Annotated in this window: 25 protein-coding genes; 14 read left to right on the top strand and 11 right to left on the bottom strand. The window is 72.2% G+C overall.

From position 1 onward, the window contains the following. Positions 1-16: 16 nt before the first annotated feature. Entirely contained in the window at positions 17-919 is a 903-nt protein-coding gene (locus tag ABZX90_RS13410) for a hypothetical protein (RefSeq protein ID WP_355204437.1), read from the bottom strand. A 257-nt stretch (positions 920-1,176) separates the two neighbouring features. Here ABZX90_RS13410 and ABZX90_RS13405 point away from each other — a divergent pair, with 257 nt between their 5' ends. Beyond that, the gene (locus tag ABZX90_RS13405) at positions 1,177-1,734 is read left to right on the top strand and encodes an SH3 domain-containing protein (protein WP_355204434.1); all 558 of its coding nucleotides are present in this window, start codon (positions 1,177-1,179) and stop codon (positions 1,732-1,734) included. Between the two features lie 115 nt (positions 1,735-1,849). On the opposite strand, the gene ABZX90_RS13400 is transcribed toward ABZX90_RS13405, so the two are convergent. Beyond that, the gene (locus ABZX90_RS13400; protein ID WP_351123984.1) at positions 1,850-2,284 is read right to left on the bottom strand and encodes a hypothetical protein; all 435 of its coding nucleotides are present in this window, start codon (positions 2,282-2,284) and stop codon (positions 1,850-1,852) included. 220 nt (positions 2,285-2,504) lie between these two features. Here ABZX90_RS13400 and ABZX90_RS13395 point away from each other — a divergent pair, with 220 nt between their 5' ends. Continuing rightward, positions 2,505-3,143 (top strand): NAD(P)H-binding protein, encoded by a 639-nt coding sequence (locus ABZX90_RS13395; RefSeq protein WP_351123981.1) that lies wholly within the window; start codon positions 2,505-2,507, stop codon positions 3,141-3,143. 171 nt (positions 3,144-3,314) lie between these two features. Then, a complete protein-coding gene (locus ABZX90_RS13390; protein ID WP_355204430.1) occupies positions 3,315-4,685 on the top strand; it encodes a hypothetical protein in 1,371 nt (456 codons plus the stop codon). A 37-nt stretch (positions 4,686-4,722) separates the two neighbouring features. On the opposite strand, the gene ABZX90_RS13385 is transcribed toward ABZX90_RS13390, so the two are convergent. Beyond that, positions 4,723-5,970 carry an amidohydrolase gene (locus ABZX90_RS13385; protein WP_355204427.1) on the bottom strand — a complete coding sequence of 416 codons (1,248 nt, stop codon included), beginning with the start codon at positions 5,968-5,970 and terminating at the stop codon, positions 4,723-4,725. Positions 5,971-6,165: 195 nt separating this feature from the next. Beyond that, positions 6,166-6,585, bottom strand: coding sequence for an ATP-binding protein (locus ABZX90_RS13380; RefSeq protein ID WP_355204424.1), 420 nt, complete (start codon positions 6,583-6,585; stop codon positions 6,166-6,168). Between the two features lie 85 nt (positions 6,586-6,670). Here ABZX90_RS13380 and ABZX90_RS13375 point away from each other — a divergent pair, with 85 nt between their 5' ends. The 3 genes from ABZX90_RS13375 (at position 6,671) to ABZX90_RS13365 (ending at position 9,381) form a co-directional block, all read left to right on the top strand. Then, positions 6,671-7,519, top strand: coding sequence for a helix-turn-helix transcriptional regulator (locus ABZX90_RS13375; protein ID WP_355204421.1), 849 nt, complete (start codon positions 6,671-6,673; stop codon positions 7,517-7,519). Then, a complete protein-coding gene (locus ABZX90_RS13370; RefSeq protein ID WP_355204418.1) occupies positions 7,479-7,682 on the top strand; it encodes a DUF397 domain-containing protein in 204 nt (67 codons plus the stop codon). The genes ABZX90_RS13375 and ABZX90_RS13370 overlap by 41 nt, the downstream gene beginning before the upstream one ends. 355 nt (positions 7,683-8,037) lie before the next feature. Continuing rightward, positions 8,038-9,381, top strand: coding sequence for a helix-turn-helix domain-containing protein (locus tag ABZX90_RS13365; protein ID WP_351123964.1), 1,344 nt, complete (start codon positions 8,038-8,040; stop codon positions 9,379-9,381). Positions 9,382-9,393: 12 nt separating this feature from the next. On the opposite strand, the gene ABZX90_RS13360 is transcribed toward ABZX90_RS13365, so the two are convergent. Next, on the bottom strand, positions 9,394-9,672 hold the full coding sequence (locus ABZX90_RS13360) for a ribosomal protein L7/L12 (RefSeq protein ID WP_355204609.1): 279 nt from the start codon (positions 9,670-9,672) through the stop codon (positions 9,394-9,396). Between the two features lie 11 nt (positions 9,673-9,683). Then, entirely contained in the window at positions 9,684-10,166 is a 483-nt protein-coding gene (locus ABZX90_RS13355; protein ID WP_351123961.1) for a MarR family winged helix-turn-helix transcriptional regulator, read from the bottom strand. A gap of 62 nt (positions 10,167-10,228) precedes the next feature. On the opposite strand from ABZX90_RS13355, the gene ABZX90_RS13350 reads away from it, so the two are divergent. Beyond that, positions 10,229-11,110, top strand: coding sequence for an alpha/beta fold hydrolase (locus ABZX90_RS13350; RefSeq protein ID WP_355204414.1), 882 nt, complete (start codon positions 10,229-10,231; stop codon positions 11,108-11,110). On the opposite strand, the gene ABZX90_RS13345 is transcribed toward ABZX90_RS13350, so the two are convergent. Beyond that, positions 11,107-11,820, bottom strand: a complete 714-nt coding sequence (locus tag ABZX90_RS13345; RefSeq protein ID WP_355204411.1) for a L,D-transpeptidase — start codon at positions 11,818-11,820, stop codon at positions 11,107-11,109. The genes ABZX90_RS13350 and ABZX90_RS13345 overlap by 4 nt on opposite strands. Continuing rightward, positions 11,810-12,367: a SigE family RNA polymerase sigma factor gene (locus ABZX90_RS13340; RefSeq protein WP_355204408.1), complete on the bottom strand. Its 558-nt coding sequence runs from the start codon at positions 12,365-12,367 to the stop codon at positions 11,810-11,812. The genes ABZX90_RS13345 and ABZX90_RS13340 overlap by 11 nt, the downstream gene beginning before the upstream one ends. A gap of 111 nt (positions 12,368-12,478) precedes the next feature. Between ABZX90_RS13340 and ABZX90_RS13335 the strand changes: the two genes are divergently transcribed. From ABZX90_RS13335 to ABZX90_RS13315, 5 genes are all read left to right on the top strand, one after another. Further along, positions 12,479-13,435, top strand: coding sequence for a L,D-transpeptidase (locus ABZX90_RS13335; RefSeq protein ID WP_351123950.1), 957 nt, complete (start codon positions 12,479-12,481; stop codon positions 13,433-13,435). A 328-nt stretch (positions 13,436-13,763) separates the two neighbouring features. Further along, positions 13,764-14,315, top strand: coding sequence for a SigE family RNA polymerase sigma factor (locus ABZX90_RS13330; protein ID WP_351123948.1), 552 nt, complete (start codon positions 13,764-13,766; stop codon positions 14,313-14,315). Then, positions 14,312-15,049 carry a hypothetical protein gene (locus tag ABZX90_RS13325; RefSeq protein WP_351123945.1) on the top strand — a complete coding sequence of 246 codons (738 nt, stop codon included), beginning with the start codon at positions 14,312-14,314 and terminating at the stop codon, positions 15,047-15,049. Before ABZX90_RS13330 ends, ABZX90_RS13325 begins: the two co-directional genes overlap by 4 nt. Next, positions 15,046-16,887: a transglycosylase domain-containing protein gene (locus ABZX90_RS13320; protein WP_355204403.1), complete on the top strand. Its 1,842-nt coding sequence runs from the start codon at positions 15,046-15,048 to the stop codon at positions 16,885-16,887. The genes ABZX90_RS13325 and ABZX90_RS13320 overlap by 4 nt, the downstream gene beginning before the upstream one ends. A 292-nt stretch (positions 16,888-17,179) precedes the next feature. Continuing rightward, positions 17,180-17,401 carry a hypothetical protein gene (locus ABZX90_RS13315; RefSeq protein WP_037614735.1) on the top strand — a complete coding sequence of 74 codons (222 nt, stop codon included), beginning with the start codon at positions 17,180-17,182 and terminating at the stop codon, positions 17,399-17,401. 39 nt (positions 17,402-17,440) lie between these two features. On the opposite strand, the gene ABZX90_RS13310 is transcribed toward ABZX90_RS13315, so the two are convergent. Further along, complete coding sequence (locus ABZX90_RS13310) at positions 17,441-19,468, bottom strand: TerD family protein (protein ID WP_355204398.1); 2,028 nt, start codon at positions 19,466-19,468, stop codon at positions 17,441-17,443. Positions 19,469-19,697: 229 nt separating this feature from the next. Then, on the bottom strand, positions 19,698-20,543 hold the full coding sequence (locus ABZX90_RS13305) for a hypothetical protein (RefSeq protein WP_355204395.1): 846 nt from the start codon (positions 20,541-20,543) through the stop codon (positions 19,698-19,700). Between the two features lie 198 nt (positions 20,544-20,741). On the opposite strand from ABZX90_RS13305, the gene ABZX90_RS13300 reads away from it, so the two are divergent. Together ABZX90_RS13300 and ABZX90_RS13295 are read left to right on the top strand one after the other, a co-directional pair. Further along, entirely contained in the window at positions 20,742-21,056 is a 315-nt protein-coding gene (locus ABZX90_RS13300; protein WP_351123935.1) for a MerR family transcriptional regulator, read from the top strand. Between the two features lie 283 nt (positions 21,057-21,339). Next, positions 21,340-21,543, top strand: coding sequence for a cold-shock protein (locus tag ABZX90_RS13295; protein WP_020871138.1), 204 nt, complete (start codon positions 21,340-21,342; stop codon positions 21,541-21,543). A 155-nt stretch (positions 21,544-21,698) separates the two neighbouring features. Here the strand turns inward: ABZX90_RS13295 and ABZX90_RS13290 are convergent, their stop codons facing one another. Continuing rightward, positions 21,699-22,118 (bottom strand): ATP-binding protein, encoded by a 420-nt coding sequence (locus ABZX90_RS13290; protein WP_351123930.1) that lies wholly within the window; start codon positions 22,116-22,118, stop codon positions 21,699-21,701. Positions 22,119-22,303: the final 185 nt, after the last annotated feature.

Genomic DNA, 22,303 nt, shown 5'->3' with positions numbered 1-22,303 from the left:
GGGGCTCGGGGCCGGGTCAGGCGCGGACCTGTGTCGACTGCTCCGCGGGGGCGGCCTGTCGGGGCGTCTCGGTGGCCCGCCGGTAGCGCGTGTACGCGCCGACGACCGCGGCGGTCAGAGCCACCGTCAGACCCATGGCCAGCAGCAGCCAGCTGACGAACCGGAGGGTCTCGGTGAGGGCGTCGTACACCGCGCCCGCGGCCGTGCGGGACACGTCGGGCGGCAGGTCTTCGAGGGTGAGGCTGCGGCCCACGGTGATCGCGGCGCCGAGCAGCGCGGCGCCCAGCGCGGTGCCGAGGCCCGTCGCGAGGACCGCCCGGCGGCGGCGCACGGCGACGACGATCCCGGCCGCCGCGAAGACGACCGACGCCACCGGCAGCCAGAAACCGGCGACTTCGAGCACGTGGAACCCCTTCCGGAGCCGGGCCAGGTCCTCGGCTTCGAGCACGGTGATCTCGGTGTGCTCGACGGGGATCCGGTTGGCCAACGGCATGTGGTCGTCGGCGAGTCGGCGTTTGACCCGCTCGGTGACGGACGCGAGGTCGACGGTCACCGCACCCTCGCGGTCCTCGCGCAGTGCCCGCATCACGGCGTCGTGCGCGGCCATGTTGGCGGCCTCCCACGCCGTGCGGTACGCCTCGGTCTCGGTGAACGAGCGCACCGCGTCCCGCACGAAGTGGCTCACCGGCCCCTGGAGCCTTGGCCGTACGTGGACTTCGCGCAGGATGCCGTCGGTGACCCCGGCCGCGATCGCGTCCCGGACGTCGGTGTCCGCGGCGAGCGGCGCCATGGTGGCCTCGTACCGGCCGGAGTCGCCGAGCCCGTACATCGCCCATGTCGACAGCGCGCCGAGCGGCGCGAGGAGGCAGGCGAGGACGATCAGCACGGCCGACAGAACGCTCCGGACACGAGGGGACACGTCTTCAGGACAGGCCTCCCGGCCGCCGTCCGCGACCGGGCTGACTGCAAATGGGCGCAGACCGCAAGCCGAACGGGCGCCGCCCCGCCCGGGAATGCGCGTTCCGACCTCCGTTCGGCCCGCGTCCGACCCTCGCCGGAGGTCCTCGGCGCCGTCGTTCACCCCCGTGCATCCCAGTGGCCGCAAGGCCTCCGCCCGCTCCGGTGGAGCCCTCACCCGAACGGGTGTTTCCTGGATCTGGGGAAAAGGAGGCCGATATGCGCACCACCCCGGCCCTGCGGACTCTTGCCGCGGCCCTGCTCAGCGGCGGTGTACTGACCGTCGCGGCCGCCGGCACCTCCATGGCGGCGGCTCCGTCGGCGACCACCAACAGCGGTGGCGGCTCCGGCAGTCCCATCTGGGGCACCGTCGTCTCCCGTGGAGAACTGAACCTGCGACTCCAGCCCAGTACGCACTCGCCCGTCGTCGGCGCGCTCTCACCGGGCAGCCAGGACCGCGTCCAGTGCGCGGTGAACGGGCAGAGCGTCTTCGGCGACACCAGTTGGTACTGGCTCGTCGGCGCCCACGCCTGGGCCAGTGCGGCCTTCGTCGACACCGGCGGTCAGTGGGTGCCGAGTTGCTCGGACCCGTGCCCCGGCCAGAAGGACGGGACCTGGCACAACGCGCATTGGGACAACAGCGACCGGAACCCGCGCAACGACCCCGGTTGGAGTTCGAACGGCTCCACATGGAGCTTCAGCGTCTCCAGCTCGTGGACCTGGACCGTGTCCGGCTCCACCCCGAACTCCTGGGACTGGGTCCCAGGTGGCAGGTGAGTAGGTGAGTGAGGGAGACGCATGAGGCCCCGGCAGACCGCCGGGGCCTCGTGCGCCGTATGCGGACCGACTCCGACGTACTACGACGTCGGAGTCGGAACGGCCCGGATCGACGTCAGCCCGCCTTTCCCTCCGCGTCCTCGTGCGTGTAGTAGCGGTAGAAGGCCACCGCGAACACGCCCACGGCGACCGCCAGCGACATGAACACCGACCGCAGGATGGTCGCGTCGGTCTGGCTGTACAGGAAACCGAACGCACAGCCCGCGAACGCGGCCCACAGCACCGCGTGCAGTTCGCGTCGCATCATCGGCGCCAGCATGCGGACGCCGATGTAGGCCGCCGCGAACGCGATGGCGCACACGAAGCCGAACAGCACGTTCCAGCCCGTGATGGCACCGGCGTCCCGGTTGATGGCGGCGGCCCAGTAGCCGTAGACGAGCCCGCCGGCGACGGGGATTGCCCACTTCGCGATCGTGTGGGTCTGTGTCCCGAAGACGTCGGTCGATCCGGATGTACGTGTTGTCCCTGACACAGGTGCGGCATGAGCCATGGGAGGACTCCTCTCTGCTCGCCCCCGCCTTCCAGGTCACACCTCGCCGGACCCCCTGGCAAGTCGGGACGGACCGGCCACGACACGCTCTCTCGCCGGGGGCGCACGGGTCCTCGTGGGCCCCGGCGATCGCAGCCCCGGGCTCCGTCGGGGTGCGGCGATCACGGGTGCGGGCTCCGTCGGGATGCGGTGATCATGGTCGCGTGCTTCGCTGAGGTGCATGAAGCTCGTACTTTTCGGTGCCACCGGCATGGTCGGCAGCCGCATCGCCACGGAGGCGTCGGCGCGCGGACACCAGGTCGTCGCGGTCAGCCGGTCCGGACAGTCCCCGGTCCCCGGGGTCGCCGCGACAGCGGCCGACGCCTCGGACGCGGCGAAGGTCGCCGAGCTGGTGGCCGGCGCGGACGCGGTGGGGTCGGCCTGTGTCCCGCCCCGGGACGGCTCGGATCCCCGCGAACCCTTCCTCGCCCTCAACCATTCCCTGGTGGAGGGCGTCCGTACGGCCGGGGTCCACCGGCTCGTGATCGTCGGCGGCGCGGGCACCCTGGAGGTCGCGCCCGGCGAGGCCGCCTGCGACCAGCCGGACTTCCCCGAGGCCTACCTGCCCGAGGCACTCGCCCACCGCGACGCCCTCACCTACCTGCGCAGCGACGTCGACGACCTCGACTGGACCTACATCTCGCCCGCCGCCGAGATCGCCCCCGGCGAACGCACGGGCGAGTTCAGGATCGGCGGCGACCGCATGCTCACCGACGCGGGCGGCCAGAGCCGGATCAGCGCCGAGGACTACGCGATGGCCTTCGTCGACCAGCTGGAGATGCCCGTTCACCCGCACGGCCGCATGTCTGTCGCTTATTGAGAACCCGCCGTACGGCGGCGGGCGGGCGGCGGGCGGCGGAGGCACCGGGGAGCTGCGGCCGCGGACTCCGGGACCCGGGGCAACGGCCGGGCGTTCGCCCTCTTCGCGTCCCCCCTTTGCATGCGCAGCGGTTACGGTGCTGACGTACCTGATCGATGGGGGAGGGAACCTATGCCCGGAACCGTGCTGCTTCTCGCGGCCTCGCCGGTGGGCAAGGGGTGTCTGGTGGACGCGGCCTCCGTGCTCCCCGTGCTCGCGGCGGTCGCCCCGTCGGTGCTGTCGGGCACCGAGACCGCGAACGTCGTGGAACTGGCGGACCCGTTGGACCCGCAGGCCGTTCTCACCCGGCTGCGCGCGGCGGCGACGGCTCCGGGACCGCTGACGATGTTCGTGACCGGGCAGCTCCAACTGGACCGCCGCCAGCGGCTCCCCCACCTCGCGCTTGCCCGCACCACCCCGGCGACGGTCCGCTACACGGCCTTCCCCTGGCACTGGGTCACCGAGGAACTCCGGCTGCGCCCACCGGGCTCGACGAACGTCTTCATCGACCTGCACGCCGACGCGGACACCTGGACGCACCTCGCCGGGCGCCCCCTCACGGTGGGTCCGTCGACCGACCTGTACGGCCGCGTCGCCCCGCCGCCGCCCCGGCGTACGGTCGCACAGCCGACGTACATGAGAGCCGTCGCCACCCTGCTCCGCAGCGGCCACCGCCCGCCCCTCCTCCAGCTCCACCAGCAGGCCCTGACGAGGACGTCGGGTGAGGAGGCCGCCCGGCCGGGCGTGACGGACCTGGTGTTCGCACCCGGGCAGTCCTGGGCCGGACAACCATGGCCCCCGGCACCGGGATTCACGACCGTGACAGCTCCGCCGCCGTCCCCCCAGGCCCCACCGCCCGTTCCGCCCGCAGCGCCGGTGCCCGTGCCGGTCGTGGCGCCCGTGCCCGTGCCGGCCATGCCGCCCGCCTCGCTCGTACCGCTCACGCTGCCCGAGCCTCCCCGGAATGAGCCCGTGGGCCCCGGACCGTCCGCCGCACCGGGCCCCCAACCACCCTCCCTGCCGCGGCAGATGCCCGCGGCTCTCCCCGACCGGGCTGCTCAGAAGCTGATGGCGCCGCCCTCCGATCCCCATGGGGCGATCACCGCCGCCGTCCGGGCCGGTCGCCACGACGAGGCCCTCGCGTTGGCGGGGCTGCGGGAGGAAGAGGCTCTGCGCGCGGACGGGCCCGGCTCCGAGCAGGTGCTGCACTGGATGGAGGTGCGGGCCGATCTGGCGATGTTCGCGGGGGATCCGGAGCGGAGCTGCCGTACCTGGCTGGCGGTCGCGGCGGCCCGGCTGGACGCGGCGCAGGCCCCGGACACCCCGGAGGTGGAGTCGGCCGTGGACCGGGCGCACCACCAGTGGGGCCGCGTCGACGATCCGGCGGCGGCCCGCGAACTCGGCGCGGAACTGGCTCGGTTGAGACGGCGCGTGCCCGGACGCCGGGAGGGCGCGCTGGACCACGTCCAGCAACAGCTGCGCCAGTTGCAGACGCAGGCCTGAGCCGCGGGCGTGAGCCGTAAGCCTGTGTCCGGAGAGTTCAGCCGCCGACCGACAGCGAGGCCAGTGCCCCCGACACCAGGGTCCGTACGCCCGGCGCGACCGTGCACAGGTCGGGCGCGAAGTGCGGACTGTGGTTGCTGGGCACGGCCGCGAGCCTGGTCATGAGGTCGTCGGCGCCCGGGGCCGCGTTCCAGACATCGGCCGGGGTGCTGGTCACGAACCAGTAGGAGTAGGGGATTCCGCCGGCCGCGAGCCGCGGGAAGTCCTCGCTGCCCATGGCCGGACCGGGGTCGAGGATCGCCCCGGCGCCGAAGACCTCGCCGTGCACGGCGGCGATCCGCCGGTCGGTGTCGGCGTCGTTGACGGTCATGGGGAAGTCGCCGGCGATGGTGATGTCCGGCTCGCTCGGGCAGCCGGCGGCCGCGCACTCGCCCGCCGCGACGCGCCGCACGGCGGCGATCATCCGCTCCCGCACGTCCTGCGACTGGGTCCGCAGATTCAGGGCGATCCGGGCCTCGGACGGGATGATGTTGTGCCGGGTACCGGCCTCGATCCGCCCCACCGTCAGCACGGCGGAGTCCCGGGCCGCGATCTCCCGGCTGACGACCGTCTGGAGCCGCGTCACGATGTACGCCGCCGTCACCACCGGGTCGATCGTCGCCTCGGGCCGCGAACCGTGCCCGCCCCGCCCGTGCACGACGATGTCGATGTCGGTCGAGGCAGACATGATCAGACCCGGGGAGTGCGCGTACAGCCCGGCGGGGCCCGGCGCCGCGTGCTGGGCGAGCAGGACGTCGGGCCGTGGGAAGCGTTCGTGGAGCCCGTCCGCGACCATGCGGCCGGCGCCCTCTCCGGTCTCCTCGGCGGGCTGCCCGACCAGCACGAGCGTGCCGGACCAGGTCTCGCGCCCGTCGGCGAGCGCGTCGGCGGCACCGGCCAGCCAGGTCACGTGCAGATCGTGACCGCAGGCGTGCATGACTCCGTCGGTCTCCGAGGCGTACGGCAGCCCGGTCTCCTCGGTGACGGGCAGCGCGTCCATGTCGGCGCGCAGCAGGACGGTGGGCCCGTCCCCGTTCCGCAGGACGCCCACGACGCCCGTACCGCCCACGCCCTCGGTCGTGTCGTACCCGGCCTTGCGGAGCCGTTCGGCGAGGGCGGCGGCCGTACGGTGCTCACGCAGCGACATCTCGGGATGTCGGTGCAGGTCCCGGTAGAAGTCCTCCAGGGCGAGGACCGGGAGGTCGGCGGTGAGGTCCAGCGCGGTGCGGGCGGCGGCAGAGGTCACGGGGCCAGCGTAGGCGGCACGTCTCCCTCGTACGGGGGATTCGGCGTTGTCGTACCAGGACGGCGCGGGCGCTGCCGCCTCCTGGACGTGCGACACGGGCTGGACCGCACCCGCGTCGCACGGACGGGCCGCCGGAGCGCGTGCGGAGGACGCCCCGGCGGTGGGTCACGCGGCGGTGGGTCACGCGGCGGTGGGTCACGCGGCGGTGTGGCACTCGAACCAGACGGTCTTGCCGCGTCCCGGCAGCGGATGCCACCCCCACCGGTCGGCCACCGCGTCCACGATCAGCAGCCCGCGCCCGCCCTCCGTGAGTTCGCCGTCCACAGCTGTGGACAGGGGTGGCCGGGGACAGGTGTCGGTCACCTCCACCCGCACACCGTTCGCGCGCCGCAGCATCAGCAGCGCCGCGCGCCGGTCGGGCACATGGCGTACGACGTTCGCGAGCAGCTCGGTCAGCGCGAGCGCCGCCGCCTCCGTCAGCTCCGGCATCTCCCAGGCGACCAGATACGCCTTCAGGATCCGGCGCAGATGCCGCGCCGAGTGCTCACCCACGGTGAAGCGGATGCCGTACCTCGCGTCGATCGTCCCGTTGGGCAGGTCAGTTGCGTGATTCACGACTCCAGCGTGGAGTGGTCCGGTTACGCTCGGCTACATGTCGAATTGAACGCCGCCCGGTGTTCGGACTCGGGGGTGACCGTCCATGCCCAACATCCGCCAACTGGACCCCAGCGCGTCCCCGTTGGACTACTTCGGCTCGGAGCTGCGCCGACTGAGAGAGGCCGCCGGGCTGAGACAGGGTGAGCTGGGCGACGTCATCTTCTGCACCGGCTCCCTGATCGGCCAGATCGAGACCGCCCACAAGGTGCCGACACGGGACTTCGCGGAGCGCATCGACGCGGCCCTGCTGACGGGCGGTGCGTTCTCGCGTCTCGTGGGGCTGGTCCTGCGGAGCCAGCTGCCGACCTGGTTCCAGGCCTATGCGGAGATGGAGGCGAGGGCCGCCTACATCTACTCGTTCCAAGCGCAGTTGGTGGACGGACTTCTCCAGACCCCGGGGTACGCGCGGGGGGTGCTGGGGTCCCGGAGTGAAGAGGACCTTGAGGCCAAGGTGGCCGCCCGGCTGGAGCGGCAGCGGGTCCTGACCCGGGTCGAACCGCCCGTGGCATGGGTCGTGTTGGACGAGGCCGTGTTGCACCGGCAGATCGGGAGCGCGGAGGTCATGCGTAACCAACTCGGTCGGCTGTTGGAGCTTCCCCGTGACGGCTGGACGCAGGTTCAGGTGCTGCCGTTCGAGGCTGGTCACCACCCCGGACTGATGGGTTCCTTCAACCTTCTGCGCTTCGAAGGCGACCCGGACGTCGTCTACACCGAGGACTTCGTACAGGGACATATGACGGCGAATCCGGCCAGTCTCAAGGAAGGCTTCCTCCGATACGATCATTTGAAGGCTGCTGCCCTGTCCGTTGAGGCTTCGGCCGAGGTGATCGCTCGTGTGATGGAGGAGCGTTATGGGCACCAGCCAAGATCTGACGACGGCGCGATGGCGTAAGTCGTCGTACAGCGGCGATACCGGAGGTCAGTGCGTCGAGGTGGCCCCCCTGGCCACCCGCGTAGCCCTCCGCGACTCGAAGGACCCCGCCCTCGGTGTCCTCACGGTCGGCGCCGGCGCCTTCGCCACGTTCGTCGGGGCAGCGGTGGCCGGCACCCTCTGACGGGGTTCGGGCCCGGGGCAGGTCACGTGAACGTCGGCGTGCCCCGGTCGCCGTCTACCGAGCGCCGTGTGACGCGGTATGCGCGGCGGGGGCCGGTTCGACCGCTCTCGCCGGGCCGGCGTTCGCCGCCGTGACCAGCGCGGCGACCGCGATGACGGCGGCGAGGAGCCCCCTGGAGTAGCGCGCGGAAATACGTCGGAGCACGGTGACCTCACAACAACAGCGGCGTATTAAGCATGCTTAATCCGCGGCTTAACGTAGAGGCTCCCGGGCTCACATCGCAAGAGGGCCCAGGCAGTTGGACGATAGTCAAAAGCTTGACCGACTTAACTCGGCTTAATGGCATGCTTAACCCATGGCTGAGCGGGACGACCCGGAGATCATCGGGCGCAGGGTGCAACAGCTGCGTACGGAACGCGGTCTGACGCAGAAGCAGTTGGCGGAGCCCGCGTACACACCCGCGTACATCTCCACCCTGGAGGCCGGACGGGTACGGGCCTCCGAACCCGCGCTGCGGCACATCGCGGGCCGGCTCGGGGTCGCGTACGAGGAGCTGGCGACCGGGCGGCCCGCCCACCTCGCCACCGATCTGCGGCTGCGGCTGACCGACGCGCAGCGCACGCTCGCCACCGGAGAGGCCGAGGTGGCCGCCGAGGTCTACGCCGCGCTGCTCGCGGAGGCGGAGACGCACGGGCTGGTCGCCGAGCAGGCTGCGGCGCTCCTCGGACTCGGCGAATGCGCCCTGGACATCGGGGACCTGGAGACGGCGCAGCGGCGCTTCGAGGAGTCCGAGCAGCGGATGGGGGACGCGCCGCTGCCGCAGCGGGTGCCCGCCGTGCGCGGCCGGGCGGTCTCCCACTACCTCGCCGGTGAACTCCGTTACTCCTGCTACCTGTTCGAGTCCACCCTCGACGAGCTCAACCGCACCGGTCTGCACGACCCCGAGGCGCTGCTCCTCCTCTATACAGGGGTCATAGCGCCCTACATGGACATGGGCGCGCATGCCCGCGCCGCCCAGGCCGCCGAGTTCGCGCTCGCCCTCGCGCCGCAGGTCGGCGACCCGGCCCTGGTGGCGCGGATGCACCGGTCGGTGGCGCGGACGATGATCGCCGAGGGGCGGATCGTCGAGGCCGACGCCTCCCTCGCCAAGGCCGCCGAGCTCTACCGGCAGCTCCAGATCCGCACCGAGCTCGCCAACTGCCACTGGATGCGCGGATACCTGTACGCGCAGAACGGCGAACTGGAGCGCGCCGAGGCCGAGTTGCGCGAGGCGCAGGCCATGCTCTCCGCCAAGCGGGCCGCGCTCTACACCAGCCAGGTCGCGGTGGAGCTGGCCGATGTGCTGCACCGGCGGGGCAAGTCCGACGAGGCCGCCGCCCTGCTGCATCGGGTGCTCGGCGACCTGCACTCCGAGCGGGGCGCCATCCACTCCGCCGCCGCGCACCGCCTGCTCGGCATCATCGCGGAGGACGCCCGGGACACCGAGGCGGCGGAGGAGCACTATGTGCGGGCGATGAGCCTGCTGGAGCGGGCGGGTGCGGCCGGGGACCTGGCGGATCTGTGCCGGCTGCTGGGCGATCTGCTGCGGCGTACGGGCCGGGTGGAAGCGGCCCTGGACGCCTACCGGACGGGCCTCGGCCACCGCACCGCCCCGGGCACGACGACCCTCGGCCCGGCCCCGGCGCAACCGCCCCTCTGACCGAGGGACGCGTCAGCTCATGCCTTCCACCGCGTCCTTCGCCTCCTTCAGGCCCGCGCCCGTGGCCTCTCGGTAGGCCTTGATCGCCTGGATCTTCTTGCCGTCGCGCAGGAGGGCGGTGACCTGGGGCAGGTGCGGGGGATCCTCGCGGATGCCGAGGTGGTCGAGGATCTGGTCGAGCTGGTGCTCGACGTGGGCGATCCTGCGGTCGGTGCGGGCGAGCTTGCCCTCCAGACCGGCGAAGCTCGCGATCATGAGCGCGGCGAGGACGAAGAGACCCGTTATTTCCATGGTCACTGATCCTAGGGTGCCTCGCCCGGGGAGCCGATGCGGCGCAACAGGCCGAGCAGTGTGGCCCGTTCACCCTCGTCGAGCGGGCCGAAGGACGCGGTGAGGACGTCGCGTGCGACGGCACGGCCCGCGGTCAGGACGCGCTCGCCGGCCTCCGTCAGACGGTGCTCGATACGGCGTCCGCGGCCGGCGCGGCGCTCGATGAGGTGCTGCGCCGCGAGCCGGGAGGCCAGGGTGCCGAAGGCCTGGTCGCCCTGGAAGGTCGCCACCGCCAGTTCGTGCGCGGACGCTCCGGGCGTACGGGAGATCGCCCGCAGCGCGTCCCACTGCGCCAGCGTCGTGCCGACCGCCGCGAGGCGGGTGTCGAGCGTGCGGTGATGCCGGTACTGCGCCTCTTTCACGGCACGCCCCAGCTCTTCGAGCTCGACGGGGCCGGGAGGCGAGTCCGGGCGGGCGGCGGTACGGGTCCCGGGTTCCTCGGGGTGCGCGGTCATGTCCGCATCCTAATCCAGAATCTAAGGTTGCGTATATACGTATGCGTAGATACCGTGAGCGCATGACCGACACCGAGATGCGCACCCGTACCGTGTTCCCGCGACCCGACCTCCCCCTCGCCCTCACCGAGACCGGCCCCGCCGACGGCCGCCTCGCGCTCGTCCTGCACGGCGGTGGAGGGCCCGCCACCGTCCAGGGCATCGCCGCGCATCTGGCGGGCCGGCACGGCATGCGCGCCGTCGTTCCCACGCACCCGGGCTGGAACGGGACCGAGCGGCCCGACTGGTTCACCGGCGTCGACGACCTGGCGATCGCGTATCTGCACTGGCTCAGGGACGAGGGCCACCACGATGTCCTCGTCGTCGGCTCCTCGCTCGGCGGCTGGACCGGAGCCGAGATGGCCTTCCGCGACGACGGCGTGGTGATCAGCTCGCTGGTGCTGGTCAACGCGGCGGGCGTGGCCATCCCGGGAGAGCCGGTCCGCGACATCTTCGGGCTGCGGCCGGACGAGATCGCCACGTACTCGTTCCACGATCCGGCCCGGTTCGCGGTGGACCCCGCCACCCTCACCGAGGAGCGGATCGCGGCCCAGCGCGCCAACATGGCCACCATGCGCGTGCTGGCCGGTGACCCGTACATGCACGACCCGAAGCTCCTGAACCGGCTCGGCCGGGTGCGGATCCCGGCCCTCGTGCTGTGGGGCGAGAGCGACCGCATCGTCACGCCCGCCTACGGTCGGGCCTACGCGAAGGCGTTCGCGCGGGGGCGGTTCGAGCCGATCGCCGAGGCCGGTCACCTGCCGCACATCGAGCGGCCCGAGGCGACGTTCGCGGCGCTCGACGCGCATCTCGACGCCCATGCCGACGCGCACCTCGACGCCCACGTCGGGGCAGCGAGCGTGCCCGCCGACCGACCGGCGGCCGCCCCCGCCCAGGAGCGTTAGCCCCCCGAGGTCCCCGAGCGGGTCTCCGTGCCCGAGCCCGCCGTCACCGAGCCCCCGTCCACCCCTGTCGGAGTGGGTGAAGCGGTGCTGGTCGAGGCCTTGATGTCGACCACCGCGCCCAGCGTGAGCTGCTCGTACAGCCACTTGGCGTCGGCCAGGCGCACGCCGATCCAGCCGTGCGACGCGTCGTGGATGACCGGTGCCTTCTCGGTGTACGCCAGGGCGGCGATGTAGTCCGTTGTGCCGTCGGGGGCGGTGAGTTCGATCGCCCAGGGGGCCTTGAGCTCGTACGTGCCGCTGAAGCCGATGTTCCTGCCGGGGATCACCTTGGTGGCTTCCTTCGCGGTGACCGTCATCCGGACGATCGGCGTGGACCCCGTCAGGTTGTCGGAGGTGAGCGTCAGCCGGCGGCCGGCGACCGAGACCACGCGCCTGCCCAGGTCGACGGTGGCGTCCGGCACCGCCGGCAGGCTCGGGGTGGCGGTGGGACTCGCGGCCGGAGGCGGCTTCCGGTCCGTGTCACCGCCCAGGCTCACCGCGACGACCAGGGCGAGCGCTCCCGCGACGGAGGCGCCGGCCGCGGTCAGTGCCGTACGGCGGCGGCGTCGGCGGCGTACCGCCCGGCCGCGGATGTCCGCACCGGCCAGCGTCGGCTGCTGCTCACTCTCGGCAGCCAACTCCAGCAGGTCGGAGGTGAGTTCATCGGACACGGTCGTCCTCCCTCTCCCCCTCGCCCGACGCGCCCGCGGAGTCCGTCGGACGCGCGGAGCCGGTCGAGTCCGCCGAATCCTCCGAGAGCATCCTCGCCAGCGCCGCCCGGCCCCGGGACAACCGGGCCTTGACGGTGCCGACGGGGGCACCGGTTTCGGAGGCTACCTGCTCGACACTCAAGTCGCACAGATGGTGCAGAACGATCGCCATCCGCTGTGCCTCGGGCAGCGCGCGCAGCGCGGCGATCAGCGTGGTGCGCTCGGGCCCGGGGCCCGGGGTGTGCTCGGGCGGCGGTGTGCGCCGCACCAGCTCCAGCCAGCGGCGCGCACGGCGCCAGCGGCTCACCGCGAGCCGCATGGCCACGGTCCGTATCCACGCTTCGGGCGCCCCGTCGGCGAGGAACTCCCGCCGTCGGTCCCAGGCGCGCACGAACGCCTCCTGGACGACGTCCTGCGCCTCGCCGTGGTCCCCGGTGAACGCGTAGAGCTGGCCGGTCAGTCGGGGAAACGCGGTCGCGTAGAACGCGTCGAACTCTTCCTCGGTCATGCCCCCCGCCGGAATGTCCGGAGTTTCGTCGGCCGTGTGCAACCCGGCCGTCCCTGCCATGCGTACAAGTCCCGTACGCCGCACATCGAAACACACCACAGGGGGATCACCATGACCACGGGACTGAGAGGCGGCCGCGGCCGGTTCACCCGCGCCTGGAGCGCGGCGGCCGTGTGCGCGCTCGCGCTCACCGGGTGTTCGGCGCAGGCGCTGGCCGACGGCGACGGGGGTACGGGAGCCGGGCCGGACGGCAGGCCGACGGCCACCGGGACCGCGGACCCCACGGGAAGGGCCCGGCCGAAGCCCTCCGTCACACCGCCCAAGTCCCTGCCCGGGGCCCACATCAACATCGCCGACGGGCAGACCGTGGGCGTCGGCATGCCGATATCGGTCACCTTCGACCGCCCGATACCCCAGGCCGAACGGGCCGATGTGGAACGGCAGTTGAAGGTCACCGCCGATGTCGAGGGGTCCTGGGGCTGGGTCAGGGGCCACAACCTCCTCGACGGACAGCGCGTCGACTTCCGGCCGCACGCGTACTGGAAGCCCGGCACGGCGGTCACCGTCCGGGCCGGGGCCGGAATCACTCGGCATTTCACGGTGGGCCGCTCCCTCGTCGCCACGGTGGATGTCCGTTCACACTTCATGACGGTCGAGAAGGCCGGTTCGTCGCGCCGTGTGCCGATCACGGCCGGTGCGCCGGGCATGGACACCTGGAACGGCACGATGGTCGTCTCCGACAAGGCCACCAGGGTCTTCATGAACTCGCGGTCCGTCGGCTACGGCGACGCGTACGCGGGCTATTACTACTACGCCGTCCACCTCACGACCTCGGGCACCTACCTCCACCAGAACCCGAAGGCGAACACCTACGGCGGGCACCAGAACGTCACGCACGGCTGCGTCGGACTCGCCACCGACGGCACCGCGAAGAGGTTCTACGACGAGGTCATCCCCGGCGACGTCGTCAAGGTCGTCGGCTCCCGCGACACGGTCGCCGTCGGCAACGGCTACGGCGACTGGAATCCGACCTGGGACCAGTGGCGGGCGACGAGCGCCCTCGACTGACGTACACCCGCGCGAAAAAGTCTCCGGCCGGTGTCATCCGGCCCACGGGCGCCGGGAGTTTGTAGGAGGGGAGGGTGCCCTCCCGCCGTCCGAACGCCGGGTACATCACGAGGAGTTGTCCGTCCATGGCAGGAACGCAGAAGTACGTGGCCGTCGCGGCGGTCGTCCCCGCTCCGGACGGGCCGCCCACGGTGTACGCCACCGAGGGCACGGTGTACTCCCGGCTGGACCTGAACTGAGCATGTGGGCGGGGGCGACGGGCCGTTCAGGTCCCGGCTCCCCCGCCTCCCTCCGCCCCCCACGCACCCGACCCGAGGGAACGCAGGTCGTGCCGCACAACCTCACCGACACCTCCCGAGCCCAACCGGACAGGGGGGACTTCGCCGCGTACGCCACCGCGGCCTGGCCCCGCCTGGTGCGCACCGCGCACATGCTCACCGGCGACTTCCACGAGGCCGAGGACCTCGTCCAGACGACGCTGGCCAAGGTGTACGCCCGCTGGCGGCGCATCCCCAGCGACGACATCGACTTCTACGTGCGCCGGTCGCTGGTCAACAACAACATCAGCAGGACGCGCAAGAGACGGGTCGTCCAACTCCTGATGCCGTTCGTTCCCGAGCGGGCGCACCAGCGCGAGCCGGGACACGCGGAGGCCGTCACCCAACGGGCCGCCCTGGACACGGCGTTGGCCGCGCTGTCGGCACGCCAGCGCGCGGTGCTGGTGCTGCGCTACTGGGAGGACCTGGGCGAGGCCGAGACGGCCCAGTTGCTCGGCTGCTCGGTCGGCACCGTCAAGACCCATGCCCGGCGCGGCCTGGAAGCGCTGCGGGCCCATCCCTTGTTCGCCGGCCGTCACCCCGTCTCCGGAGCCCGCCCATGAACCACTCGTCCCGTTCCGCACGCACGTCGGCCGAGGCCGAGCGGCTGCGCGAGGTGTTCGCCGAGGCCGCGTGCGACGTCACGCCCTCCGCAGTGCCGCTGGGTGCCATCGAACGTGAGGGCAGGCGGCTCCGGCGGCGCCGCAGGACCACCGTGCTGGGGGCCGCCTGCGGGGCACTGCTGGTGCCGCTCGCCGTCGTCGGGCTCCGCGACGGCGTGGCCTCCGGTTCCGCGGGGTCGGTCACGACGCCCGCCGCCCGCGGCTCCAGCACGAGCCCCTCGCCCTCGGCGGGCGCCGTGAGACTGCGGGTCGTGGCACCCGGGGAGCGGGTGCGGGTGACGACCGGCACCGAGCTGTGGCTGACGAAGGACGGCATGCACTGGACGGAACGCGGCATGCCCGCCCAGTCCCTCAGCGTCGTGGACGGCCACCTCGACATGAACGGCCCCGGCGTCTCGTTCCAGCTGTCCACCCGGGGCGACGGCCGCACGTTCCTCTCCGGGGTCTTCCACGGAACGGGCGAACCGGCCCGCGTCGAGGTCACGAGTCCCGCGGGCACGGTGCACGCCGCCGCCCTGACCCTGGCGGGCAAGCCCGGCTGGGGTGCCTGGTACGCGGTGACGACGGTGCCGGCCTCCCCGGCCCCGCACGCGACCCCGACCGGCGATCCGTGGAGAGTCACGGTGTACGACCTCGCGGGCAGGGCGATCGCACGTCAGGGGTACCGGCCGTGAAGGCGAGAAACGCTCCGACGTGCGGGGCGGCCCCGCGGCGCACGCCGGGCTCGACCGGCCGGCGCCCGCAGGACCTGCCGGGCCGACGCACGCGAACCCTGACGGGCAGGGCGGGCAGGGCGGGCAGGGCGGCCTCCCAGCCGCGGTCCCGCACCCGGGAGGGGAGGGCGACAGCCGCCCACGCGGAGCACGGAGGCTCGGGCGCACGGGTCCGGGCCGGCCTCGGCCGGTTCCTGCGCGAACGGCGCGTGAAGGCCCGCCGCACCCGGGGCCGGCGGCTGCGCCGTGCGCTGATCGTCCTGCTGGTCCTCGTGCTCGTGCTCGTCGGCGCGGCGGTGGTCGGGTACCGGCTCACCGTGATTCCCGAGCCGCACCCGGAGACGGCCATGCAGAGCACGGTCTTCGTCGACACCCGGGGCGACTACGTGGGGCGGCGCGGCCCGGTGGACCGGCAGGCGGTCCCGCTCACCCAGGTGCCGCGGTATGTCCAGGAGGCGGTCATCGCGGCAGAGAATCGATCCTTCCGCACGGACACCGGGATCTCGCCGACCGCGATCGCCCGGGCGGCCTGGTCGACGGTGAGCGGCGGCGGCCGGCAGGGCGGCTCCACCATCACCCAGCAGTACGTGAAGAACGCCCTGCTCAGTCCCCAGCAGTCGCTGTCCCGCAAGGCGCGCGAGGCGCTGATCGCGGTCAAACTGGACCGCACCCGGTCCAAGGACGAGATCCTGGAGGGCTACCTCAACACGGTCTACTTCGGCCGCGGCGCCGCGGGCATCCAGGCCGCCGCGCGCAACTACTTCGGCGTCGACGCGGCCGGTCTGTCGGTCGGGCAGGGCGCCGCCCTCGCCGCCGTCATCAACATCCCCTCGTACTACGAGAAGGCGGGCTCGGACGCCGCGGTGACGGCGAAGCTGACGCACCGCTGGGAGTGGGTGCTGGACGCGATGGCCGACAGCGGGGCGATCACGCGGGCCGAGCGCGCCGCCGCCCGCTTCCCGGCGTTCCGTTTCTATCCGCCCGGGGCCACGGACGGCCAGCGCCAGTATCTGATCGACGCGGCCGCCACGGAGGCCGCCGACCGGCTCGGCATCACCCAGGACGAACTGGCCCGCGGGGGTTACACCGTCCGCACCACCTTCGACCTCACCGCCCAGGACGCGGCGGCGGAACCGGTCGCCGAACCGGCGGGGGTCAAGGGCATCCTCCTCCACTCCGCGGTGGTCGCGTTGGTGCCGGGCGACGGCGCGGTCCGCGTGCTGTACGGCGGCGCGGACTACGCCCGCCAGCCGTTCAACAACGCGCTGGCCGGAGCGGTGGAGGCGGGCACGGCGATGGAGCCGTTCACGCGGGCGAAGCTCGGCCCTCCGCTGGCCGCGCTCCCCAAGCGCGCCGCGCCCTCGCCGCTCGCGCTGTCGGCCGCGTACGCCACGGCCGCGGCCGGCGGCAGATACGCCGAGCCGTACACCGTCCAGAAGATCACCCGGGCCGGCCGCACCCTCTACACGGCCCGCCCGCACACCCGTACGGCGATGGACCCGCTCTCCGCCCAGCTCGTCACCAAGCTTCTGTCCTCCGTCCCCGGGCCCCGGGGCGCGTTCACCGGCGGCGCCGGAACCCGCACCCTGTGGCGGACCACGTACGACACGAAGCTGTCCACCACGGTCGCCCTCTTCGCCGAGCATCCCGCGCACGGCCGGCACCCGGCCCGCACCGCCCAGCTCCCCGCCACGGCCGCGGACCTGGCCGCCCGTGTCGTGTCGGGCGTGATGAACCGGCTGGATCCCGTCGCCCCGTGGCCGGTCCAGGTCCTCAGCCCGGCATCCGGGGGTGGATGAGAGGGCGTCCCGGTCGGGGTCCGGTCGGTTCCGGACCCCCGCCGCCGCGATCCGTCCGGCCCGCGACAGGCTCGCCCGGGGAACGGTTCCGCGACGGCTCCGCGCACCGGGATGATCGCGGAGCGCCCACCCCGACGGCTGACCTCAGGGAACGCGCGGCGGACCGGGCCGGGACCCCGGACCGGGGTCCCGGCCCACCGCGTTCCGGAGCGGTCCGGGACGTCGAGTCGGAGCGGTATCGAGACCATCAAGCCCTACCGCCCGCCGGAATAGGGCCCATACTGGAATCACGATGAGTAAATCCTCTGCGCCCCGGCGCCACCTGCCCACCAGCCCCTTCGCCGCACCCGTCGTCCCCGTGGCCAAGGAGTTCAGCCTCGGAGACCGCGTCTCCCACGATCAGTACGGCCTGGGCACGATCGTCGGCGTCGAAGAGGGCATCGCGATGCTCGTCGACTTCGGCGCCCGCCAGGTCCGCGTCCTGAGCCCCTACACCCGGATGGACCGGCTCTAGCTCGCACACAGTCAAGTAACCGCATCCCGGCCCGCCACCTCAGCCCGCGGCAGCCCCCACCACAGGTTGCCGGGGCCGCGGTGCGCGGCGCTCCAGGTTGGCCACCACCAGGGTGTGGAAACGGTCGACGGAGTCGTCGACGCTGCGGATGAAGCCCGATTCGGCGTTCCCCCGGGTGTTCCCCATACCCCGGAAGAGGGACAGCCGGAAGCCGGTGATCCGGTCGCCGTTCCCGGGCAGGATGTCCGCCGGTTCGGGACGCAGCCGCTCCAGGGTGCCGCGCGGCCCGCCCGTCTCCCCGTCGACCAGGGTCTCCACGTGCAGATCGGCCGGGGCCTCGTCGAGCTGCCGCACGAGCCGCTTGGCCCACGTGAGCGGGTAGCCCTGATCGGGCACCGGGATCTCGATGGACGTCCGCAGCTTGCCGGTGCGCAGATCCGCGCAGAGCGCCAGGACGCCGGGCGTTCCCTCGATGCGCAGTTCGGCGTCCAGCTTTCCGTCCAGGCACAGCCGGTCCGCGAGGGCGGCGCGCCGGTCCCGGGGATCCGTGCCGCGTCTGGCCCGCTGGACGGGCAGCACCTTCTGGCCCAGTTCGCCGCCGAGCCGCAGACACACCTGCCGCACGAGCCGTTCCCAGCTCTCCACGACGTGCACGGCCCGCGCGTCGCCCTGGCACAGGGTCTCGTCGTCGATCCCGTTGCGCACGGGCACCCAGGCCGGGCCCATGTTCTGGAAGCCGTGACAGCCGGAGTTCTCGTGCTGGAGGTAGTGCAGGAGCTCCTGGAGCAGCCAGGCGTGCGCGGCATGGGCGACGCCCTCGTGGCGGATCAGCATCTGCGCCTGATGGGTCACCTCGGCCCAGGACAGGTGCCAGAGGGCCACCTTGTTCTTGCGCCGTCCGTCCGTCTTGACCTGGACGAGCGGGCTGCCCTCCAGCTCGACGTCGTTGGACAGGGTGATCACGGCCTCGTAGCCGCGCCGGGCCGCGATGTCGACGTACGCCTGCACCTGGTCCTGCTTGAGGGGGTTGCCGTTCGTCTTGGTCTCGACGAGCGCGGTCCACAGCTTGCCCGCCCGCTCGACGCGGACGACGCCGTCCGGGCGCCGGGGCGAGTCCCCGTTCGGCAGCGTGACCTCGGTGAACGTCTCCATGCGCCCGGCGGGTGCGCCGAAACCCGCGGTCAGCCGTCGGCCGAACTCCGGCACCTGCGCCATCACCGACAGCAGGACGGAGGTCGCCCGGGTCTCCCGTTCACGGTCGCTCTTCAGGGCGGAGGCGGGGAAGAGCCGGGCCGTGCGCCAGGCGTCGTTCTCGGCCAGCGACTTCTTGGCCACCTTGGGCAGCGTGACCTTTTTCTTCGCCGTGCTGGGGCGCGCGTCGGTCCTGGGCGGGACGGCCGGCGCGGGCTCGGGGACCGCCGTTTCGACGACGGCTTCGGCGGTCACCGCCCCGATGACCGCCGAGGCGCCGATGACCGCCGCCTCGACGAGCTCCTCCGCCTCGACGGTCTCCTCCGGCTCGGTCTCCGCCGAGTCGTCGACGTCGACGCCGAAATCGGTGGCCAGGCCGGCGAGACCTGACCCGTAGCCCTGCCCGATGGCACGGAACTTCCAGTCGCCGGCCCGCCGGTAGAGCTCGCCGAAGAGCAGGGCGCCGACCGCTCCGGCGTCCTCGACGGAGTACCGCAGCAGGCCCTCACCGGAGGTGTCCGCGAGGGTCAGCCGCAGGTCGTCGAGATCGCCGAACCCGGCCCCCTGGTAGCGGCTCGCCGCCACGACGATCCGCTCGACCTCCGACGGGACAGCGGTCAGGTCGAAGGTGATGCGGTCCTCGTCGCCGTCGGCCGTCGGAGCCTTGCCCAGGAGCTGCACGCTCCCGTCCGGGGCGACCGGGTTGTTGTAGAAGAAGAAGTCCGCGTCACTGCGTACCTTGCCGTCGGAGGTCAGCAGGAGCACGGAGACGTCCGCGTCGCCCTCCCCCGTCGGGCTGCTCCAGCCCAGACTCACCATCACCGAGCCGACGTCCGCGCTCAACGACGACAGACCGACGTTGGCACCCTTGATCATCTCGTGCACTAGGCCCCCCAGATGCACAGCCGAGCGGGCATGCCGCAGCGGCCTGTTTCCGTTGTCATGTGTGACGCACCCCACACCCGGCGCGTCAGGGAACCCTATATCGCCCACCCGTGGCACCGGCATGGGTTCATCCCCATTGCTCCCGGCCCACTCCCCATCCACTTCCCGCCCCGAACGGCCCACACCGCATGCCCCCCGCAGACGGCCCCCGGCCCCGGCGTCAGCCCTGGGTCGGTGCGGGTGACTTTCCCGCCAGTACGTCCTTCAGGCGCTTGGTGCCCGCTTCGACCGCCTGCTCGGTGGAGTCGTGCTCGGTGCCGTCGAGGCCGCCGTTGGTGAGCGAGAGGGCGCTGTCGCCGACGCGCACGGTGGCGAAGTCGAGCGTCAGGGTCTCGGGGTCGCCCTCCAGCTTGCCGCTCATCGTCACCCGGAGTCCCTGGCGGGCGTCCCCCACGTCGGGCAGATCGGTCGAGATGACCTGGACCGTCTGCCGGTCCCCCTTGCTGTTGACGGCCGTGAACTGGTCGCACGTGTCCGGCAGCGTCTTCAGCCACTTCAGTTGTGCGTCCAGCGCGCTCTTCCCGTACGAGGCGACCTCGTAGCGCATCTGGGCGTCGTTGTCGCTGTCGTCGAAGCCGGTGACGGCACTGGCGCCCTCCGGCTTGCCCAGCAGGTCCTCGGCGTACAGACCGTCCAGCAGCTTCTGGCACTGCTCGGCGTTCGCCTTGTCGGTGATGAAGTCCGCCGGGTCGACCGTGCTCTTGAGCAGCGCGTCGTGCCAGGCCGCCACGCCCTTCGACTCGTCCCACTGCGAGCCCAGGTCGGAGTTGGTGATCAGCGCGGTGTGGGCCTCGTCCTTGGTGAGCGTACGGACGGAGGGGGACGGCGACGCGGCGCGGGGCTCCTCGGCGACCGGGGAGGCGGAGACGGGGGAGGCGGAGGGGGATGCGGAGACGTCCGTACGGCCGGAGTCTCCGCCGTCACCTGTGCCGCTGGAGCAGGCGGCCGTCGAGAGCAGCATCCCCGCGCTCAGGGCGGAGGCGATGAGACAGGACGGACGGTTCATGCGAGGGCCTCCCGAGGACGGTCCCGAGGTCGGGCTGTGTCCCCCACGCCATCACCGGCCACCGCCTCCCACCAGCGCACCGGGCCGTCCGGGTGAGTGCGGCGCGCGGATGTCACCGGCCGATGCCGGGTGCTCCCGCCGGTACCGGACCGGGATCTGCCAAAGTGGAAGGTGATGCACGCGCCCCAGGGAAGCACCATGAGCCCCACCGACCGGTTCGACGACGACGACTACCCCGCCTACACGATGGGCCGCGCCGCCGAGCTGATCGGCGCCACCCCCGCGTTCCTGCGGGCCGTCGGGGAGGCGGGGCTGATCACGCCGCTGCGCTCCGAGGGTGGCCACCGGCGATACTCCCGCAACCAGCTCCGGGTCGCGGCCCGCGCCCGGGATCTCGTCGACCAGGGCACTCCCGTCGAGGCCGCGTGTCGCATCGTCACGCTGGAGGACTGCCTCGATGAAGCCCTGCGGATCAACGAGGAACTGCGCGGGTCGACGCCGCAGGACGCGTGAGAGCGGGGCGCAGCGCGCGCTCAGGGGTCGCCTCTCCGCCGGTCCCGGGGATATCTGCTTCGGCCGATACAGAATTTGGTGCACGGGCCCGCGAGGTTTTGTTATTCCCCACGCCGGGGTGAGATAGTGCGCCCCCTTCGAGGCCCGTAGCGTGCTACTGTCGATTTCAGTTGCAGTTGTGGTTCCCAAAGTTTTTCCGGTGCATTCCGGTTGGGGCAATCATTGCGGCGACGCAGGTCCACACAGTGTGGACCTTCGAGCTTTGCCCCGAAGGAGATTTGACATGGCTACTGGCACCGTGAAGTGGTTCAACGCGGAAAAGGGCTTCGGCTTCATCGAGCAGGACGGCGGCGGCGCTGACGTCTTCGCTCACTACTCCAACATTGCCACCTCTGGCTTCCGTGAGCTCCAGGAAGGCCAGAAGGTGACCTTCGACGTCACGCAGGGCCAGAAGGGCCCGCAGGCGGAGAACATCGTCCCCGCCTAGTCAGGGACACCGGATGGCCGGCCTCCGCACCGTAAGGTGCGGGCGTCGGCCATCTGTTTTTTGCGGTCATTGAATTTGCGATGAACTTTTCGGCGCCGCTACCCACTTTCCGCGGCGCCAAACTGGGCTCACCGGTTCGATCGCGCGTAAGCCCGTTACACCGCGAGGACCGCGCGGACGGTCTTGCCACCGAGGCCCGTACTCACGACCTCCAGGCTGTGGGCGAGTTGCTGGACCATCGCCAGCCCCCTGCCGCTTTCCGATTCCGCGTCCAGGTCGCCGACCCGCGGCTGTCCGGGACTGTCGTCATGGACCTCGACCGTCACCCGCCCGTGCCCCAGTTGCAGGCGCAGCCTGCAGCCGCTGCGGCCGTGCCGTACGGCGTTGGCGACGAGCTCGGAGGCGATCAGTGTGGCGTCGTCCACCTGGTCGGCGGTCGGCGACGCGAGCCGTGGCCGTGGCCGGGTCAGAAACGCCGTCGTCAGCTTGCGGGCCCTGCCCGCCGAGACGGCCGTACGCGGCAGTGTGTACTCCACGCGGGCGGTCGGCCGGACGGTGCGCTGGTGCGCACGCATGACTGACACCTCTCTTCCCCCTCCCAGGACAACGAGTACCCGGCCGACGACTCCCTTCCGTCGGCCGGGACCCCGCGCGAAACGGTGCGCGGCCGGTCCTGCCTTCGGGTGATGCCCCACCCGGGCGATCCGCAACCAACGACCTACGTCACAAAGGCGCCACAGGGCCGCCTACAGGGCCTGGC

Source organism: Streptomyces sp. NPDC002935 (assembly GCF_040611295.1).
Classification (GTDB): domain Bacteria; phylum Actinomycetota; class Actinomycetes; order Streptomycetales; family Streptomycetaceae; genus Streptomyces.
Note: the sequence above shows the minus strand (reverse complement) of the source record. Positions and strands in the feature narration are given on the sequence as shown.

What these genes read in the sequence shown, in the direction of transcription:
- ABZX90_RS13405 (WP_355204434.1), top strand. Translation starts at nt 1,177, where the DNA reads ATGCGCACCACCCCGGCCCTGCGGACTCTTGCCGCGGCCCTGCTCAGC.
- ABZX90_RS13400 (WP_351123984.1), bottom strand. Translation starts at nt 2,284, where the DNA reads ATGGCTCATGCCGCACCTGTGTCAGGGACAACACGTACATCCGGATCG.
- ABZX90_RS13395 (WP_351123981.1), top strand. Translation starts at nt 2,505, where the DNA reads ATGAAGCTCGTACTTTTCGGTGCCACCGGCATGGTCGGCAGCCGCATC.
- ABZX90_RS13390 (WP_355204430.1), top strand. Translation starts at nt 3,315, where the DNA reads ATGCCCGGAACCGTGCTGCTTCTCGCGGCCTCGCCGGTGGGCAAGGGG.
- ABZX90_RS13375 (WP_355204421.1), top strand. Translation starts at nt 6,671, where the DNA reads ATGCCCAACATCCGCCAACTGGACCCCAGCGCGTCCCCGTTGGACTAC.
- ABZX90_RS13370 (WP_355204418.1), top strand. Translation starts at nt 7,479, where the DNA reads ATGGGCACCAGCCAAGATCTGACGACGGCGCGATGGCGTAAGTCGTCG.
- ABZX90_RS13365 (WP_351123964.1), top strand. Translation starts at nt 8,038, where the DNA reads ATGGCTGAGCGGGACGACCCGGAGATCATCGGGCGCAGGGTGCAACAG.
- ABZX90_RS13360 (WP_355204609.1), bottom strand. Translation starts at nt 9,672, where the DNA reads ATGGAAATAACGGGTCTCTTCGTCCTCGCCGCGCTCATGATCGCGAGC.
- ABZX90_RS13355 (WP_351123961.1), bottom strand. Translation starts at nt 10,166, where the DNA reads ATGACCGCGCACCCCGAGGAACCCGGGACCCGTACCGCCGCCCGCCCG.
- ABZX90_RS13350 (WP_355204414.1), top strand. Translation starts at nt 10,229, where the DNA reads ATGACCGACACCGAGATGCGCACCCGTACCGTGTTCCCGCGACCCGAC.
- ABZX90_RS13340 (WP_355204408.1), bottom strand. Translation starts at nt 12,367, where the DNA reads ATGACCGAGGAAGAGTTCGACGCGTTCTACGCGACCGCGTTTCCCCGA.
- ABZX90_RS13335 (WP_351123950.1), top strand. Translation starts at nt 12,479, where the DNA reads ATGACCACGGGACTGAGAGGCGGCCGCGGCCGGTTCACCCGCGCCTGG.
- ABZX90_RS13325 (WP_351123945.1), top strand. Translation starts at nt 14,312, where the DNA reads ATGAACCACTCGTCCCGTTCCGCACGCACGTCGGCCGAGGCCGAGCGG.
- ABZX90_RS13315 (WP_037614735.1), top strand. Translation starts at nt 17,180, where the DNA reads ATGAGTAAATCCTCTGCGCCCCGGCGCCACCTGCCCACCAGCCCCTTC.
- ABZX90_RS13310 (WP_355204398.1), bottom strand. Translation starts at nt 19,468, where the DNA reads ATGATCAAGGGTGCCAACGTCGGTCTGTCGTCGTTGAGCGCGGACGTC.
- ABZX90_RS13305 (WP_355204395.1), bottom strand. Translation starts at nt 20,543, where the DNA reads ATGAACCGTCCGTCCTGTCTCATCGCCTCCGCCCTGAGCGCGGGGATG.
- ABZX90_RS13300 (WP_351123935.1), top strand. Translation starts at nt 20,742, where the DNA reads ATGAGCCCCACCGACCGGTTCGACGACGACGACTACCCCGCCTACACG.
- ABZX90_RS13295 (WP_020871138.1), top strand. Translation starts at nt 21,340, where the DNA reads ATGGCTACTGGCACCGTGAAGTGGTTCAACGCGGAAAAGGGCTTCGGC.
- ABZX90_RS13290 (WP_351123930.1), bottom strand. Translation starts at nt 22,118, where the DNA reads ATGCGTGCGCACCAGCGCACCGTCCGGCCGACCGCCCGCGTGGAGTAC.